The sequence below is a fragment of the Rathayibacter sp. AC451 genome, from assembly GCF_979253095.1.
The window spans coordinates 1,209,858-1,226,030 of record NZ_CEEDBD010000001.1 but is presented as its reverse complement, the minus strand read 5'-3'; the positions used below and the strand labels follow the sequence as shown (position 1 = coordinate 1,226,030).

Genomic DNA, 16,173 nt, shown 5'->3' with positions numbered 1-16,173 from the left:
CCGCCATGACGATCGAGCTGCACTTCACCAAGGGCCAGGGCACCGGGAACGACTTCGTGCTCTTCAGCGACCCCGACGGTGAGGTGGACCTCACTCCCGCGCAGATCGCGATGATCTGCGACCGGCACTTCGGCGTCGGAGCCGACGGGATCATCCGCGCCGTGCGCTCGAGGGCGATCGCCGAGGGTGCGGCCTTGCTCGCGGAGGAGCCGGAGGCCGAGTGGTTCATGGACTACCGCAACGCCGACGGGTCGATCGCCGAGATGTGCGGCAACGGCGTCCGTGTCTACGCGGCGTTCCTCCTGGCGAGCGGCCTCGCCGAGCTCGAGCCGGGCGACACCCTGCCGATCGGCACCCGCGCCGGTGTGCGCGACCTCACGCGCAGCGGCTCCGGATTCCAGGTCGACCTGGGGCGCTGGGAGCTGGCGGGCGGCGAGCCGCTGGTGCGGGCCAAGGAGCTCAAGGTCGCCCGTCCCGGCCTCGGGATCGATCTCGGCAACCCGCACGTCGTCGTCGCCCTCAGCAACGACGAGGAGCTCGACTCCGCCGATCTGACCTACATCCCGCAGGTCGAGCCGGAGCCCGTGGACGGTGCGAACATCGAGTTCGTCGTGCCGGGGGAGCCGCTGATCCACGACGGGATCGGCCGCATCCGGATGCGCGTCCACGAGCGGGGCAGCGGGGAGACCCTCAGCTGCGGCACCGGCGCCGCGGCGGCCGCCCTCGCGGTGCGCTACTGGGCGGGAGCCCGTGCGCCGCAGTCGTGGCGCGTCGACGTCCCGGGCGGCACGCTCGGAGTCACGATGTTCGCCACCGAGGAGGGCGAGCACGTGGGCCTGTCCGGTCCGGCTGATCTCGTCTACACCGGCACGATCCGCATCGACTGACGCGGGAGTCAGGCCGAGCGGGTGGTCCGCAGGATGCGGAAGCCCTTGGCGCTGCCGACCCGTTCGACCTCGAGCCGCTCGTCGAAGGCCTCGACGAGCCACTTCTGCAGCGAGTCGGACCCGAGGTTCCTCTGCACGACCAGCCACCCGTCGGCTCCGGTAGCCAAGCGGGGGAGCCAGCGCTCGAGCAGCGCGTGCAGCTCCTCCTTGCCGATGCGGATCGGCGGGTTCGACCAGATCGAGTCGAACCGCACGTCCGCGGGAACATCCTCCGGCAGGACGGCGTTGACATTGGTGACGCCGAGTTCCTCGCAGTTGCGACGGACCAGCTCGAGCGCCCGCTGATTGACGTCCACCGCCCACACCCGGGCGTCCGGAGCGCCGAGGGCGAGCGAGAGAGCGATCGGGCCCCAGCCGCAGCCGAGGTCCAGCAGATCCCCGCTCGCGGGAGGCTCGGGGACCGCGTCCAGCAGGACGCGGGTTCCGAGATCCACGTGGCCGGGGCTGAACACGCCTCCGGCGGTGGTCAGCTCGAGGTCGCGGCCCGCCAGACGGGCCGTGATCCTGCGGGGCCGGATGTCACCGTCGGGCGTACTCGTGAAGTAGTGCTCGGCGGCCATGAGAAGTGAACCTATCAAGACCTGAGGAGTTAGTGTTATCCGGATGACGGAAGACCTGAACGAGACCGGCACGACCGAGGCCGTGGACGTCGTCTCGAGGGTCCTGGCGAACGCGCAGTCGCGGTCGGCGGGATACTCGCGCTTCGTCTCGGGCGGCGCCCAGGCGCTGCAGACGTCGGGCCACGGGGGCGAGGACTCGGACGGCGAGCAGTTCGACCGCGAGGACCGGCAGGCCCTGCGCCGCGTCGCCGGCCTGTCGACCGAGCTCGAGGACGTCACGGAGGTCGAGTACCGCCAGCTGCGCCTCGAGAACGTGGTGCTGATCGGCGTGTACTCGCAGGGCTCGCTCGAGGACGCCGAGAACTCGCTGCACGAGCTCGCCGCTCTCGCCGAGACGGCGGGGGCGACCGTGCTCGACGGACTGCTGCAGCGCCGTCCGCACCCCGACCCGAGCACGTATCTCGGCAAGGGCAAGGCCCAGGAGCTCGCCGGCGTCGTCGCGGCCCTCGGCGCGGACACCGTCGTGGCCGACACCGAGCTCGCCCCGAGCCAGCGCCGTGCGCTGGAGGACGTGGTGAAGGTGAAGGTGATCGACCGCACCGCGGTGATCCTCGACATCTTCAGCCAGCACGCCAAGAGCCGGGAGGGCAAGGCGCAGGTCGAGCTCGCCCAGCTCGAGTACCTCCTCCCGCGACTGCGCGGATGGGGCGAGTCGATGTCCCGCCAGGCCGGTGGCCAGGTGGGCGCGGGTGCCGGCATGGGCTCGCGCGGACCGGGTGAGACGAAGATCGAGCTCGACCGGCGTCGCATCCACACCCGCATGGCGCGACTGCGCAAGCAGATCACCGCGATGAAGCCCGCCCGCGAGGCCAAGCGCGCGAACCGCAAGCGCAACGCCGTCCCGTCGGTCGCGATCGCCGGCTACACCAACGCCGGCAAGTCGAGCCTGCTCAACCGGATGACCCACGCGGGCGTCCTCGTCGAGAACTCGCTGTTCGCCACGCTCGACGCCACGGTCCGGAAGGCTCAGACGGCCGACGGCCGCCTCTACACGTTCGCCGACACCGTCGGCTTCGTGCGGGCGCTGCCCCACCAGCTGGTCGAGGCGTTCCGCTCGACGCTCGAGGAGGTCGCCGACTCCGACATCATCGTCCACGTCGTCGACGCCTCGCACCCCGACCCCGCGGGGCAGATCGCGACCGTCCGCGACGTGATCGGCGAGGTGGGTGCGCGCAGCATCCCCGAGATCATCGCCTTCAACAAGTCCGACCTGGTCGACGAGGGCGCTCGTCTGGTCCTCCGCGGCCTCGCTCCGGACGCGGTCTTCGTGTCGGCGAGGACGGGTGAGGGCATCGACGAGCTGCGCTCCCGCATCGCCGAGATCCTGCCCGAGCCGAACGTCGAGCTCGATCTGCTCGTGCCGTACGACCGCGGCGACGTGATCTCGCAGCTGCACCGCAGCGGCAGGATCCTCGCGACCGCCTACGTGGACGGCGGCACCCGCGTGCAGGCCCTGGTCCACCAGGACCTGGCGGGCCCGCTGGCCGAGTTCACCGCTCCGGCGCCGGCCGTCGAGGCCTAGCAGCACCACCCGAGCGCCCGCGCTCCCCGAGGAGGGGGGCGCGGGCGCTCCGTCGTTCCGGACACGTCCGACCGCTCTGCACAACGCCCCGCGACACACTCCGTCACGCCCGGTCACACCGCGTCACGCGCCTCGACGGCGCGGCGGAGCCGTTCCTACTGTGGACCCCGGAGCGCCACCCGGCGCCTGGAGCGACAGCCGAGCCCGGCACCCGCCCCACCGATCACACGCTGTGGAACGGAGGGCCCGCTGTGCCGTCGACCCGCTCGGAGACCCCTCCGGACACGCACTGTCCGACTCCGGTCCCCTTCTCCTTCGAGGTCTACCCGCCTCGCACCGACGCGGCGACAGCGGCTCTCGTGCGCACGGTCGACCTCCTCGCCGCGGCGGGCCCGTCGTTCATCTCCGTCACGTACGGCGCGGGCGGCTCGTCCCGGCGTGCCTCGCTCGAGCTCCTCCGCCACATCCGGCAGCACACCTCCGTCGAAGCCCTCGCCCACCTGACCTGTGTGGGGTCGACAGCCGCGGAGGCGGGTCGGCTCGTGCACGAGTTCCTCGAGGCGGGCGTCTCCCGGTTCCTCGCGCTGCGCGGCGATCCTCCCGCGGACACGGCCGACGGCGAGCCGTTCCTCGGCGAGCTGGGCAGTGCCGCGGAGCTGGTGCAGCTCATCCACCGTGTGCAGGCCGAGCGCGAGCCCTACGCGGCGGTCGCCGTTCCAGGATCGACGGCGCTGCGAGTGGATCCGGCGTCGCGCCCGCGCGCCCAGGTGGCGGTCGCGGCGTTCCCCAACGGGCACCCCCGCTCGCGGTCGTCGTCGCAGGACATCGACGCGCTCCTCGCGAAGGAGGCGGCGGGGGCGTCGTTCGCGATCACGCAGCTCTTCTTCCATCCCGCCGACTACGTGCGCTTCGTCGAGAGGGCGCGAGCCGCCGGCGTGCGCATGCCGATCATCCCGGGCGTGATGCCGGTGACCAGCCCCGGCCGCCTCCGCCGGATGCTCGAGCTCAGCGGGGAGGACCTGCCCGCCGAGCTCGCGATCGCGCTCGACGTCGAGCCCGACGACGAGGCGCGCACGCGGATCGGAGTCGAGCACGCGGCGGGCCTCGTCCGCACGCTGGTCGAGTCCGGAGCGCCCGCCGTCCACCTGTACGCCTTCAACCGGCACGAGGCGGTTCTCGCCGTCCTCGCCGAGAGCGGCCTCCTGGCTGCTCCCGCCCCGACCACGACCCTCACCACGGAGAGAGCATCATGACGACGACCGCACCCGACTTCCCGACCGGCACGATCCTGGGGTACCCGAGGATCGGCCGCAGGCGCGAGCTCAAGAAAGCCGTCGAGGCCTTCTGGAGCGGTGCCGCGACAGCCGACGAGCTCGAGCGCGAGGCCGCCGGCCTGCGAGCCGCGACCCGCGAGCGGCTCGTCGCTCTGGGACTCGGACGCACCGACTCCTCGATCCCGGAGGCGCACTCCTTCTACGACCAGGTCCTCGACACCACCGTCGCCGTCGGCGCGATCCCCGAGCGCTTCGCCGATCTCGCTGCCGACGGCTCGCTGGACCTCGCCGGCTACTTCACGCTGGCCCGCGGCGACGGTGAGCGCGCTCCGCTCGAGATGACCAAGTGGTTCGACTCCAATTACCACTACCTCGTGCCGGAGATCGGGCCCGAGACGTCGTTCTCGGCGTCGGACGACCGCCGGGTGCGCGAGGTGGAGGAGGCTCGGGACGCCGGCTTCGTCACCCGTCCCGTGCTCGTGGGACCGGTGACCTACCTCCTGCTCGCGAAGTCGACGGACCGGGCCCCGGCGGGGTTCTCCCCCCTCTCCCGTCTCGCCGATCTCCTCCCGGTCTACGTCGAGCTCCTGGCCCGGCTGCGCGCGGCGGGCGCCGACTGGGTGCAGCTCGACGAGCCCGCGCTGGTCTCGGAGTCGGTCGATGCGCCGCGAACGGAGGTGCTCGATGCCGTCCGCGAGGCGTACCGCGTGCTCGGCGGTGCGGTCGACCGTCCGGCGCTGTTCGTCGCGGCTCCCTACGGCGATCTCCGCGACGCCCTGCCGGTGCTCGCCGCGTCGGCCGTGGAGGCCGTCGGAGTCGATCTCGTCAAGGGATCGGCGCCCGCGCCCACCCCGGGGCTCGAGAGCACGGTGCTGGTCGCCGGCGTCGTCGACGGGCACAACGTGTGGCGGGGCGACCTCGCGGCGGCCCTCGAGACGGCCGAGGGCCTGCGACCGCTCGCGGGCGGCCTCGCCGTGTCCAGCTCCACGTCCCTCTTTCACGTCCCGCACGACGTGACGGACGAGCCGGATCTGGACCCGCGCCTGGCGTCCTGGCTCGCGTTCGCCGATCAGAAGGTCGAGCAGATCGCCGTCCTCGCCGAGGGGCTCCTCGCCGGCGCGGCGGCCGTCGAGCGGCCGCTGCGCGAGGCCACCGCCGCGCTCGAGGACCGTCGCTCCGCTCCCGGAGTGCGCGACGGCGCCGTGCGGCAGCGTGCGGCACGACTCACCGTCGACGATCACCGCCGAGTCCCCTACGAGGAGCGCGAGGCGGCGCAGGAGCAGTCGCTCGGCCTCCCGGTGCTCCCCACCACGACGATCGGCTCCTTCCCCCAGACGCGGGGGATCCGCACCGCGCGGGCCGCTCTGACGCGCGGCGAGCTCTCGCACGAGCAGTACATCGAGCGCATGCGCGACGAGATACGGCAGGTGGTGGCGCTCCAGGAGGAGATCGGCCTCGACGTGCTGGTGCACGGGGAGCCCGAGCGCAACGACATGGTCCAGTACTTCGCCGAGAACCTCGACGGGTTCGCCGTCACGCGCAACGGCTGGGTCCAGTCCTACGGGAGCCGCTGCACGCGTCCGTCGCTGCTCTGGGGCGACGTCTCGCGGCCCGCGCCGATCACCGTCGAGTGGTCGAGCTTCACCCAGTCGCTCACCGAGCGGCCGGTCAAGGGCATGCTCACCGGGCCGGTGACGATCCTGGCCTGGTCCTTCGTCCGCGACGACCAGCCGCTGGCGGACACGGCCGTGCAGGTGGCGCTGAGCCTCCGCGACGAGATCGCCGACCTCGAGGCCGCGGGCATCCGCATCGTCCAGGTCGACGAGCCCGCCCTCCGCGAGCTCCTGCCGCTCGAGAAGGCGGATCAGCCGGACTACCTCGAGTGGTCCGTCGGGTCCTTCCGGCTCGCGACGGCCGGAGCCCGCGCCGCGACGCAGATCCACACGCACCTCTGCTACTCCGAGTTCGGCGTGGTCATCGACGCGATCGACCGGCTCGACGCCGATGTGACGAGCATCGAGGCTGCGCGCTCCCGGATGGAGGTCGTCGTCGACATCGAGCGCTCGGGCTTCGCCCGGGGCATCGGCCCGGGCGTCTACGACATCCACTCCCCGCGGGTGCCGGGCGTCGAGGAGGTCTCGGACCTCGTCGGAACCGCGCTCGGCTCCATCCCCGCGCGGCAGGTCTGGATCAACCCGGACTGCGGCCTCAAGACGCGCGGGTACGACGAGACGGTCGAGTCGCTGCGCTCCCTGGTCGCGGCGGCGGCCGAGGCGCGCCTCGCGCTGACGGAGGCTGTCGTCTAGAAGAGCTCTCACGACGAAGGGGGCGGACGGCGCGCAGCCGTCCGCCCCCTTCGTCGTCGGCGCTCAGACGGAGCGCAGGACCGCGACGATCTTGCCGAGCACCTCGGCCTCGTCGCCGAGGATCGGCTCGAAGTTCGAGTTGCGGGGGAGCAGCCAGGTGTGCCCGTCTCGCTGGCGCAGGACCTTCACCGTGGCCTCGCCGTCGAGCATCGCCGCGACGATCTCGCCGTTCTCGGCCGTGCGCTGCGACCGCACGACGACCCAGTCGCCGTCGCAGATCGCGGCGTCGATCATCGACTCGCCCACGACCTTGAGCATGAAGAGCTCGCCCTTGCCCACCAGCTGGCGCGGGAGGGGGAACACCTCGTCGATCTGCTGGTCCGCCGTGATGGGGACTCCGGCGGCGATCCGCCCGACCAGCGGCACCATCGCGGCGTCGCCGACCGTCACGCTCGACTCGAACGACCCGTCGTCCTCGGTCGAGCTCGGCACGTCGATGAGGATCTCGAGAGCGCGCGGGCGGTTCGGATCGCGGCGGAGGTAGCCGCTGAGCTCGAGCTGGTTCAGCTGGTGCGTGACGCTCGAGAGCGAGGCGAGGCCGACCGCGTCGCCGATCTCGCGCATGCTCGGCGGGTAGCCCCGGCTCGACACCGAGCGCTGGATCGCGTCGAGGATCGCGAGCTGCTTCGCGCTCAGGTTCTTCCGGCGGCGTCCGGTGCCCTGCTTGGCCTTGGCGGTCTGCGCGTCGCTCACGTGATCCTCTCTCGGCGCGCACCCCGCGTGCGCGCCCGCCCGGGTTGCGGTCGATCGCCGATGTCGGTGGTCGCTGCTGTACTACCAGCGGGCTCTCGAAACTGTATCCGGCCAGGGTTCCCGTTCGAAACATTCGTTCGAGTGTGTCGCGCGTTCTCGGCAACGGATACGACGCGTCAGGCTCTTGCCTCCCGCTTTCTTCGAAGATATATTCGGAACAGAGGTTCGGGGGCGGCCTCCCGGCCGAGGTCCGCCCCGAATCCCTGCTGAAAGGAGCGATCCCCATGATCGATCAGCACACCCACCAGCACAGCACCGCCGCCCTCGACGGTGCCGACGCGCAGCGTCCTGCCGTCGTGCGCACTCGACTCCGGATCACCCGCCGCGGCCGAGCCGCCCTCTCGGTCCTCGGAGCGCTCCCGCTCATCGCCGGCGCCTTCGCGTTCGGGCTCAACGGTGGAGGAGCGGTCGCCTCGGCCGAGACCTCCGAGGTCGAGTTCCAGTACGTGACGGTGCGCGCGGGGGAGTCGCTCTGGTCCCTCGCCGAGGAGATCGCACCCGACAGCGACCCGCGCGATGTCGTCTCCGACATCGTCTCCCTCAACCAGCTCTCGAGCGCCGGCCTCGAGCCCGGGCAGCGCCTCGCCGTCCCAGGCGCCTACGAGCTGGTCCGCTGAGCGGAGCGCCGGCTCGGCTCGACTCTGCGGCGGGCCCTGCCTCCTCGACGGGCGCCGCTACCATTCCCTGGTGACGACTCTCGACGACCTCCCTCTCCGTGACGACCTCCGCGGCAAGCTGCCCTACGGCGCTCCGCAGAAGGTCGTCCCCGTCGCCCTCAACGTCAACGAGAACACGCACCCCGTCCCCGACGACGTCATCGCCGACATCGTCGAGCGGGTGTCGGTCGCTCTGCGGACCGTGAACCGGTACCCCGACCGCGAGTTCCGCGAGCTGCGGGACTCGCTCGCCGGTTACCTCGGTCACGGACTGACCGCCGACAACATCTGGGCGGCGAACGGATCGAACGAGGTGCTGCAGCACATCCTGCAGGCCTTCGGCGGACCGGGTCGCTCGCTCCTCGGCTTCGCCCCGACCTACTCGATGTATTCGATCCTCGCCTCCGGCAGCGGCACCGAGTGGATCCCCGCGCCCCGGCAGGCCGACTTCGAGGTCGGAGCCGACCACGCGGCGGAGCAGGTCCGCCGTGCGCAGCCGGACATCGTCTTCCTCTGCGCGCCGAACAACCCGACGGGCACACCCCTGCCGCTCGCGACCATCGAGGCCGTGTACAACGCGACCTCCGGGATCGTCGTCGTCGACGAGGCGTACGCCGAGTTCGGCGGCCGGGACGCCGACACCGCCCTGAGCCTGCTCCCCGGCCGCCCCCGACTGCTCGTCTCGCGCACGATGAGCAAGGCCTTCGCCTTCGCCGGCGTGCGCCTCGGCTACCTGGCCGCCGACCCCGCGGTCGTCGACGCCCTCCGGCTCGTCCGCCTGCCGTACCACCTCTCCGCCCTCACGCAGGCGGCCGCCACCGCGGCCCTCGCCCACGCCGACGAGATGCTCGCGATGGTCGGCGACATCATCGAGCAGCGCGACCGCATGGTCGTCGGCCTCCGCGAGCTCGGCTACACCCCCCACGCGACGGGCAGCAACTTCGTCCTGTTCGGCGGGGTCGCCGACCCCGCCGCGACCTTCGAGGCGCTGCTGGCTCGAGGCGTCCTGATCCGCGACGTCGGCATCGCCGGGCACCTGCGGGTGAGCGCGGGCACCGAGCAGGAGACGACCGCGTTCCTCGAGGCGCTGCGCTCGCTGCCGGCACCCGACGCCGACCCGGCGACGGCGCTCGCGCACGAGTAGCGCGCACCCGCCGAGGGGTGCGGGGGCGGCGAATAGACTGGTCCCATGACCTCCCCGAGCGCCGCACCCGGGCGCACCGCCTCCCTCAGCCGTGCCACCAGCGAGTCGAGCATCGAGCTCTCGATCGACCTCGACGGCACCGGTGCCGCGGACCTCGAGACCGGCGTGCCCTTCTTCGACCACCTGCTCACCGCCTTCGCGAAGCACTCGCTGACCGACCTCCGGGTCCGCGCGACGGGCGACGTCGAGATCGACATCCACCACACGGCCGAGGACATCGGCATCGTGCTCGGCACCGCGATCCGGCAGGCGCTGGGCGACAAGAGCGGCATCTCCCGGTTCGGCGACGCCCTGGTCCCGCTCGACGAAGCCCTCGTCCAGGCGGTCGTGGACATCTCCGGCCGCCCCTACCTCGTGCACACGGGGGAGCCGGAGGGCTTCGCCCTGCACCTCATCGGCGGGCACTTCACCGGCTCGATGGTCCGCCACGTCTTCGAGGCCATCGCCTTCAACGCGGGCCTCACCGTGCACGTGACCGTGCTCGGCGGTCGCGATCCGCACCACATCGCCGAAGCGGAGTTCAAGGCGTTCGCCCGCGCCTTCCGCCAGGCCAAGGCGTTCGACCCGCTCGTCGCGGGGGTCCCCTCCACGAAGGGCGCGCTGTGAGCGCCCGCCCGTCCGTCGTCGTCTACGACTACGGATCCGGCAACGTCCACTCCGCCGTCAAGGCGCTCGAGCTCGCCGGGGCCGATGTCGAGCTCACCTCCGACCGCAAGAAGGCGCTGGAGGCCGACGGGCTGCTCGTCCCCGGAGTCGGCGCCTTCAGCGCGGTCATGGACGCTCTCACGAAGGCGCGGGGCGGCGAGATCATCGACAAGCGGCTCTCGGGGGGCCGCCCGGTCCTGGGGATCTGCGTCGGCATGCAGGTGCTCTTCGAGCGCGGCGTCGAGCGCGGCGTCGAGAGCGAGGGACTGGGCGAGTGGCCCGGCACGGTCGACCTCCTCCCCGCCGAGGTGGTCCCGCACATGGGCTGGAACACCGTTCAGGCGCCCGCGGGCTCGGTCCTCTTCGACGGCATCGCCGACGAGCGCTTCTACTTCGTGCACTCGTACGGGGCCCGGGAGTGGTCGCTCGACGTCATCCCTCAATTCCCGGCTCCCGCGGTCACCTGGTCCGATCACGGCGGGCCCTTCATCGCGGCGGTCGAGAACGGTCCTCTCTCGGCGACCCAGTTCCACCCCGAGAAGTCGGGCGCGGCGGGCCTGCGGCTCCTCTCCAATTGGCTGGGCGGGCTCCGCACGAACTAGGATCGGCCGGTGGTCGGCGCCGCTCCCGGTGAGCGCCGCCTCTGCACCAGGGCTCCCGAGACTGAGGATGACGATGAGCGAGTTCACCAAGGCCCCGGGCCTTGTCCTTCTCCCCGCGATCGACGTGGCCGGCGGCAAGGCCGTCCGCCTGACGCAGGGCGAGGCGGGGACCGAGACCAACTACGGTGACCCGATCGACGCGGCCGGCGACTGGGCCGACCAGGGCGCGGAGTGGATCCACCTCGTCGACCTCGACGCCGCCTTCGGCCGGGGCGACAACCACGGGATCATGAAGAAGGTGATCCGCCAGGTGAAGGGCGTCAACGTCGAGCTCTCGGGCGGCATCCGCGACGACCGCAGTCCCGAGTCGGCGCTCAGCGCCGGAGCGAAGCGCATCAACCTCGGCACCGCCGCTCTCGAGAACCCCGAGTGGGCCGCGAGCGTCATCGCGCAGTACGGCGACCAGATCGCCGTCGGGCTCGATGTGCGCGGCACCACGCTCGCCGCCCGAGGCTGGACGAAGGAGGGCGGCGACCTCTGGCAGGTCCTCGACCGCCTCGAGGAGGCCGGCTGCACCCGCTACGTCGTCACCGATGTGACCAAGGACGGGACGCTGAAGGGGCCGAACCTCGAGCTGCTCGAGCAGGTCATGGCCCGGACCCGCCGTCCGGTCATCGCCTCCGGCGGCATCTCGAACCTCGACGACATCGCCGCCCTGCGCGATCTCGTCCCGCAGGGCCTCGAGGGAGCGATCGTCGGCAAGGCCCTCTACGCCGGAGCGTTCACGCTCGCGGAGGCGCTGGATGTCGCGTCCGAGTGACGGACGCCCGCTCCCCTCGCATCTGACGGACTCCGCCGGGACCCCCTGGGCCGGCCGGCACTTCGCGCCGAGCACGGGGAACGAGGACGACGGCCGTGCGCCGGAGCCCCTGGCGCGCGCTCTCGCCGACTTCGGCGCCGGCTCGCGCGGTCCGGAGGCCGTGGTCGACGCCCTGCGCGAGTCCCGGCTGCTGATCCCCCTCGTCGCGCACCTCGGAGAGGAGGGCGACGAGGTCGGCGGCCTGCGCACCGACAAGACGCAGGAGTTGTCGATCGTCACCGTCGCGGGGCCGGACGGCCGCAGCGTCCTCCCTGTCTTCAGCAGTGTCGACACGATGCGGCGCTGGGACGCCTCTGCGCGCCCGGTTCCCGTCGACGGCCGTCGAGCGGCGCTGGCCGCGGTGGCGGAGTCGACGGAGGTCCTGGTGCTCGACGCCGCCTCGGACCACGAGTTCGCCGTCCGCCGTCCCGCCGTCTGGGCGATCGCCGAGGGCGCGCCGTGGCGTCCGAGCGCCGAGGATCCGGAGGTGCTCGCCGCTCTCCGGGCGGCGGCCCGGGACGAGGCGAGCGTCGTCTCGGTCGACGTCCGGCCCGGCGACCCGCGTCAGCGGCTCCAGGGCTCTGAGATCGTCGTGGTGCTGGCTCTCGTCCCCGGCCTCGACCGCGAGGCGCTCGGCGCACTCGTGGCGCGGCTGGGGGAGAGGTGGTCGGCCGACGAGGTCATCGCCTCGCGGGTCGACTCGCTCTCGGTGCAGCCGACTCCCGCCCGCTGACTCAGTTGACCGGGCCCGTCCACTTCTCGCCCGGGCCCTTGCCGATCGGATCGGGGAGGGGGGACGCCTCGCGGAACGCGAGCTGGAGCGTGCGCAGCCCGTCGCGCAGGCTCCGGGCGTGCATGTCGCTGATGTCGGGAGCTCCTGCGGTCACGAGCCCGGCCAGCGCGTTGATCAGCTTGCGCGCCTCGTCGAGGTCGACCTGGGCGCCCGGCTCGTCGGCGAGGCCGCACTTGACCGCGGCGGCGCTCATCAGGTGCACGGCGGCGGTGGTGATGATCTCCACCGCGGGGACCTCCGCGATGTCGCGGGCGGCCTCCACGTCGGAGGAGTCGTCGGCATCGCCGAAGCGGCGGACGTAGTCGTCGTCGTACTGGGCCATGGGTCCTTCGTTCGGTGGATCGGGCCCGTGCCGGGGCCTCGCGGAGGGGCTCCGGGAGGCGAGCGCATCCGCTCTGTCGCCCGGGCCGGGATTCTGCTAAGGTGATGCGGGCTCCGAGGCATGTCCTCGGTTCGAAAGTGGAGATTCTCCCACCCGCGCTTGACCGCTTCACTAGGTTACCGGGTTCTGAAGCACTCCGCCCTCGGTGACGAGGGCAGGACTGCGGCACCCGAGCGAAACCTCGGAGGCCGGGTCGCAGGGTGCGAGCACGTGCACGAGCACGTCAGGAATCTCCTCCTCTCGGGATGCGCCGGATCAGAATCCGGCAGCAGAGCAGCTACTCACCGAGATCAGAGGAGAAACGCAATCAGCGATCCCCGTACCAACGACCGAATCCGCGTCCCCGAGGTCCGCCTCGTGGGTCCCGCCGGAGAACAGGTCGGCGTCGTGAAAATCGAGGTCGCCCTGCGACTCGCGCAGGACGCAGACCTGGATCTGGTCGAGGTTGCTCCCAACTCCAAGCCTCCCGTCGCCAAGATCATGGACTACGGGAAGTTCAAGTACGAGCAGGCCCAGAAGCTCAAGGAAGCCCGTCGCAACCAGGCGAACACGATCCTCAAGGAGGTCCGTTTCCGCCTGAAGATCGACAAGCACGACTACGAGACCAAGCGCAAGCGCGCCGAGGGCTTCCTCAAGGCCGGCGACAAGGTCAAGGCCATGATCCTGTTCCGCGGTCGCGAGCAGTCCCGCCCCGAGATGGGCGTCCGACTCCTGCAGCGCTTCGCGGAGGACGTGTCCGAGTTCGGCCAGGTCGAGTCCACCCCGACCATCGACGGTCGCAACATGGTGATGGTCATCGGCCCCCTGAAGAACAAGTCCGAGGCCAAGGCCGAGGCTAATGCGGTCTCGCGCGGCTCGCCGCGAGGCCAACACCCCTGAGGAATCGGCCGAGGCCGAATCCGTCTGATACTTCGCCGCCCCGGTCTCGGGGCCGGTGGACGCCCTGCTCGCGGGGCACCGGTTTCGCCCCGCTGACGCGGGTGCGACGTGACAAGGAGAGAACATGCCCAAGATGAAGACCCACTCGGGTGCCAAGAAGCGCTTCAAGGTGACCGGCTCCGGCAAGGTCATGAAGCAGCAGGCCGGTATGCGCCACAACCTGGAGTCCAAGTCCAGCGTCCGCACCCGCCGCCTGAACCAGGACCAGGTCCTCGCCCCGCAGGATGCCAAGGTCGCCAAGAAGCTTCTCGGTCTGTAGCCCATGCCGTCGCAGGCAGCTGCGCCGGTAACCCACTGCCGTCGCAGCCCGCTGCGCCGCGTGGTCCGCTACTCCACCGACACGGATCGATAGGAAGAAAAAGAAATGGCAAGAGTCAAGAGGGCGGTCAACGCCCACAAGAAGCGTCGCGTCATCCTCGAGCGCGCGTCGGGCTACCGCGGCCAGCGTTCGCGCCTGTACCGCAAGGCCAAGGAGCAGGTCACCCACTCCCTCGTCTACTCGTACCGCGACCGCCGCGCGAAGAAGGGCGAGTTCCGCCGCCTCTGGATCCAGCGCATCAACGCCGCCTCGCGTGCGAACGGCCTGACCTACAACCGCTTCATCCAGGGCCTCGCCCTGGCCGGCGTCCAGGTCGACCGCCGCATCCTCGCGGACCTCGCGATCACCGAGCCCGCGACCTTCGCCGCCCTCGTGGCGACCGCGAAGAACGCGCTGCCCGCCGACACGTCGGCGCCCAAGGCCGCCGCGTAGTCCGCACGGACGCTCCCGGAGGGGGTCCCGACCACTGGTCGGGGCCCCCTCCGTCGTTCCCGGCCGCGGCTTCGGGGACGGCGACGTGTCGCCGGGGCTGCCGTCGGCGCCGCCGATAGGCTCGCCGCATGCTCGACAACCCCCGTTCCCCCCGCGTCCGCTCCGTGGCGAAGCTCACCCGGCGCCCCGCGCGGCAGGAGACGGGGCTCTTCCTCCTCGAGGGTCCGCAGGCCATCGCGGAGGCGCTGCGCTACCGCCCCGAGCTGCTCGTCGAGTCGTTCGCGACTCCGACCGCTCTGGAGCGGCACCCCGAGATCGTCGCGGCCGCCGAGGAGGCGGACGTCGAGATCGAGTACGTGACCGAGGACGTGCTCGACGCCATGGCCGACACGGTCACGCCGCAGGGCTTCGTCTCCGTCTGCCGCCAGTTCCCCGTGTCGCTGAAGGACGTCGTCGCCTCCGAGCCTCGACTGGTCGCGGTCCTCGAGGAGGTGCGCGACCCCGGCAACCTCGGCACCATCGTCCGGGCCGCCGACGCCGCGGGTGCCGACGCCGTCGTCCTGACCGGCCGCTCCGTCGACCTGTACAACCCCAAGGTCGTCCGCTCGACGACCGGGTCCCTCTTCCACCTCCCGGTCGCCGTCGACGCCGAGCTCGCGGACGTGCTGCAGCGCCTGCGGGCCGTCGGTCTGCGCTCGGTCGCGGCGGACGTGAAGGGGGAGGACCTGCTCGAGGTCCGGGCCCGCGGCGATCTCGCCCAGCCGACCGTCTGGGTGTTCGGCAACGAGGCTCGCGGTCTCGAGGACGCCGCTCTCGAGCTCGTCGACGGTGTGGTCGCGGTGCCCATCTACGGCGCGGCGGAGTCGCTCAACCTCGCGACGGCCGCGTCCGTCTGCCTGTACGAGAGCGCCTTTGCGCTCCGTTCCTGAGAGCGGGCGTCCACCTGCCGGGTCGGAGCGCGCGCACAGAGGGCTTATTAACCTCTGATTAAGAAAACGCTCATGATTTGACCCACCCATTCCCGTGTGATTCTCTGGCCGAATGGAAGCAGCTGTGCAGGACGATCGCTCGTCCGCTCCCCGTCGGAGCACCCCTCGTCGTCCTGGACGGCGTGCAGAAGCACTACGGGGAGTTCCAGGCCCTGAAGGACATCGACCTCTCCGTGCACCGCGGTGAGGTCGTCGTGGTCCTCGGCCCGTCCGGTTCCGGCAAGTCGACCCTCTGCCGCACGATCAACAGGCTCGAGACGATCTCGGGCGGGACGATCTCGATCGACGGCCAGAAGCTGCCGGAGGAGGGCAAGGGCCTCGCGGCGCTCCGTGCCGACGTCGGCATGGTGTTCCAGTCCTTCAACCTCTTCGCGCACAAGACGATCCTCGAGAACGTGACGCTCGGACCGATCAAGGTCCGCAAGCTCTCGCGCAAGGCCGCGGAGGCGGAGGCGCAGGCGCTGCTCGACCGGGTCGGCGTCGGCCATCAGGCGGGAAAGACCCCGGCTCAGCTCTCGGGCGGGCAGCAGCAGCGCGTCGCCATCGCCCGAGCGCTGGCGATGAAGCCCAAGGTCATGCTCTTCGACGAGCCGACCTCGGCGCTCGACCCCGAGATGATCAACGAGGTGCTCGACGTGATGGTCGGCCTCGCCAAGGACGGCATGACCATGATCGTCGTCACCCACGAGATGGGCTTCGCCCGGAAGGCCGCCGACCGGGTCGTCTTCATGGCCGACGGTGAGATCCTCGAGGACACCGATCCCGAGTCGTTCTTCACCGCGCCGCGCACCGACCGCGCCAAGGACTTCCTCTCGAAGCTCATCACCCACTGACTCCTCCCGCACCAGGAGGTGCGAGGGCGTGCGTCCGC

17 protein-coding genes and 1 pseudogene are annotated in these 16,173 nt (G+C 71.3%); 15 read left to right on the top strand and 3 right to left on the bottom strand.

The annotated features are described in order from the left end of the window. Positions 1-5 precede the first annotated feature (5 nt). The gene (dapF, locus tag AC0CID_RS05800) at positions 6-887 is read left to right on the top strand and encodes a diaminopimelate epimerase (RefSeq protein ID WP_465226071.1); all 882 of its coding nucleotides are present in this window, start codon (positions 6-8) and stop codon (positions 885-887) included. 8 nt (positions 888-895) lie between these two features. Here the strand turns inward: dapF and AC0CID_RS05795 are convergent, their stop codons facing one another. Beyond that, complete coding sequence (locus AC0CID_RS05795) at positions 896-1,507, bottom strand: class I SAM-dependent methyltransferase (RefSeq protein ID WP_465226070.1); 612 nt, start codon at positions 1,505-1,507, stop codon at positions 896-898. Between the two features lie 43 nt (positions 1,508-1,550). Here AC0CID_RS05795 and hflX point away from each other — a divergent pair, with 43 nt between their 5' ends. The 3 genes from hflX to metE all read left to right on the top strand — a co-directional run bounded on the left by hflX (position 1,551) and on the right by metE (position 6,669). Beyond that, positions 1,551-3,089, top strand: a complete 1,539-nt coding sequence (gene hflX / locus AC0CID_RS05790) for a GTPase HflX (RefSeq protein WP_207405829.1) — start codon at positions 1,551-1,553, stop codon at positions 3,087-3,089. A gap of 359 nt (positions 3,090-3,448) precedes the next feature. Next, positions 3,449-4,342 (top strand): methylenetetrahydrofolate reductase, encoded by an 894-nt coding sequence (locus tag AC0CID_RS05785; RefSeq protein ID WP_465226069.1) that lies wholly within the window; start codon positions 3,449-3,451, stop codon positions 4,340-4,342. Continuing rightward, positions 4,339-6,669: a 5-methyltetrahydropteroyltriglutamate--homocysteine S-methyltransferase gene (metE, locus tag AC0CID_RS05780; RefSeq protein WP_465226068.1), complete on the top strand. Its 2,331-nt coding sequence runs from the start codon at positions 4,339-4,341 to the stop codon at positions 6,667-6,669. The genes AC0CID_RS05785 and metE overlap by 4 nt, the downstream gene beginning before the upstream one ends. A gap of 63 nt (positions 6,670-6,732) precedes the next feature. On the opposite strand, the gene lexA is transcribed toward metE, so the two are convergent. Next, positions 6,733-7,422: a transcriptional repressor LexA gene (gene lexA / locus AC0CID_RS05775; protein WP_207405835.1), complete on the bottom strand. Its 690-nt coding sequence runs from the start codon at positions 7,420-7,422 to the stop codon at positions 6,733-6,735. A 284-nt stretch (positions 7,423-7,706) separates the two neighbouring features. Here lexA and AC0CID_RS05770 point away from each other — a divergent pair, with 284 nt between their 5' ends. The 6 genes from AC0CID_RS05770 (at position 7,707) to AC0CID_RS05745 (ending at position 12,181) form a co-directional block, all read left to right on the top strand. Then, complete coding sequence (locus tag AC0CID_RS05770) at positions 7,707-8,099, top strand: LysM peptidoglycan-binding domain-containing protein (protein WP_465226067.1); 393 nt, start codon at positions 7,707-7,709, stop codon at positions 8,097-8,099. 70 nt (positions 8,100-8,169) lie between these two features. Beyond that, positions 8,170-9,282 carry a histidinol-phosphate transaminase gene (locus AC0CID_RS05765; protein ID WP_465226066.1) on the top strand — a complete coding sequence of 371 codons (1,113 nt, stop codon included), beginning with the start codon at positions 8,170-8,172 and terminating at the stop codon, positions 9,280-9,282. A gap of 45 nt (positions 9,283-9,327) precedes the next feature. Next, a complete protein-coding gene (hisB, locus tag AC0CID_RS05760) occupies positions 9,328-9,948 on the top strand; it encodes an imidazoleglycerol-phosphate dehydratase HisB (protein ID WP_207405841.1) in 621 nt (206 codons plus the stop codon). After that, a complete protein-coding gene (gene hisH / locus AC0CID_RS05755) occupies positions 9,945-10,589 on the top strand; it encodes an imidazole glycerol phosphate synthase subunit HisH (protein ID WP_465226065.1) in 645 nt (214 codons plus the stop codon). The genes hisB and hisH overlap by 4 nt, the downstream gene beginning before the upstream one ends. Before the next feature lie 73 nt (positions 10,590-10,662). After that, the gene (priA, locus tag AC0CID_RS05750; RefSeq protein WP_465226064.1) at positions 10,663-11,409 is read left to right on the top strand and encodes a bifunctional 1-(5-phosphoribosyl)-5-((5-phosphoribosylamino)methylideneamino)imidazole-4-carboxamide isomerase/phosphoribosylanthranilate isomerase PriA; all 747 of its coding nucleotides are present in this window, start codon (positions 10,663-10,665) and stop codon (positions 11,407-11,409) included. Then, a complete protein-coding gene (locus AC0CID_RS05745; protein ID WP_465226063.1) occupies positions 11,393-12,181 on the top strand; it encodes an SseB family protein in 789 nt (262 codons plus the stop codon). The genes priA and AC0CID_RS05745 overlap by 17 nt, the downstream gene beginning before the upstream one ends. 1 nt (position 12,182) lies before the next feature. Here the strand turns inward: AC0CID_RS05745 and AC0CID_RS05740 are convergent, their stop codons facing one another. Further along, positions 12,183-12,563, bottom strand: a complete 381-nt coding sequence (locus AC0CID_RS05740; protein ID WP_465226062.1) for a DUF1844 domain-containing protein — start codon at positions 12,561-12,563, stop codon at positions 12,183-12,185. Between the two features lie 366 nt (positions 12,564-12,929). On the opposite strand from AC0CID_RS05740, the pseudogene infC reads away from it, so the two are divergent. The 5 genes and pseudogenes from infC to AC0CID_RS05715 all read left to right on the top strand — a co-directional run bounded on the left by infC (position 12,930) and on the right by AC0CID_RS05715 (position 16,135). Then, a pseudogene (infC, locus tag AC0CID_RS05735) lies at positions 12,930-13,530 on the top strand (translation initiation factor IF-3). 96 nt (positions 13,531-13,626) lie between these two features. Then, positions 13,627-13,821, top strand: a complete 195-nt coding sequence (gene rpmI / locus AC0CID_RS05730) for a 50S ribosomal protein L35 (RefSeq protein ID WP_055793295.1) — start codon at positions 13,627-13,629, stop codon at positions 13,819-13,821. Between the two features lie 105 nt (positions 13,822-13,926). Further along, on the top strand, positions 13,927-14,313 hold the full coding sequence (gene rplT, locus AC0CID_RS05725; RefSeq protein WP_055793292.1) for a 50S ribosomal protein L20: 387 nt from the start codon (positions 13,927-13,929) through the stop codon (positions 14,311-14,313). A gap of 128 nt (positions 14,314-14,441) precedes the next feature. Then, entirely contained in the window at positions 14,442-15,242 is an 801-nt protein-coding gene (locus AC0CID_RS05720; protein ID WP_465226061.1) for a TrmH family RNA methyltransferase, read from the top strand. 173 nt (positions 15,243-15,415) lie between these two features. Next, a complete protein-coding gene (locus AC0CID_RS05715; protein ID WP_242683249.1) occupies positions 15,416-16,135 on the top strand; it encodes an amino acid ABC transporter ATP-binding protein in 720 nt (239 codons plus the stop codon). Positions 16,136-16,173 lie beyond the last annotated feature (38 nt).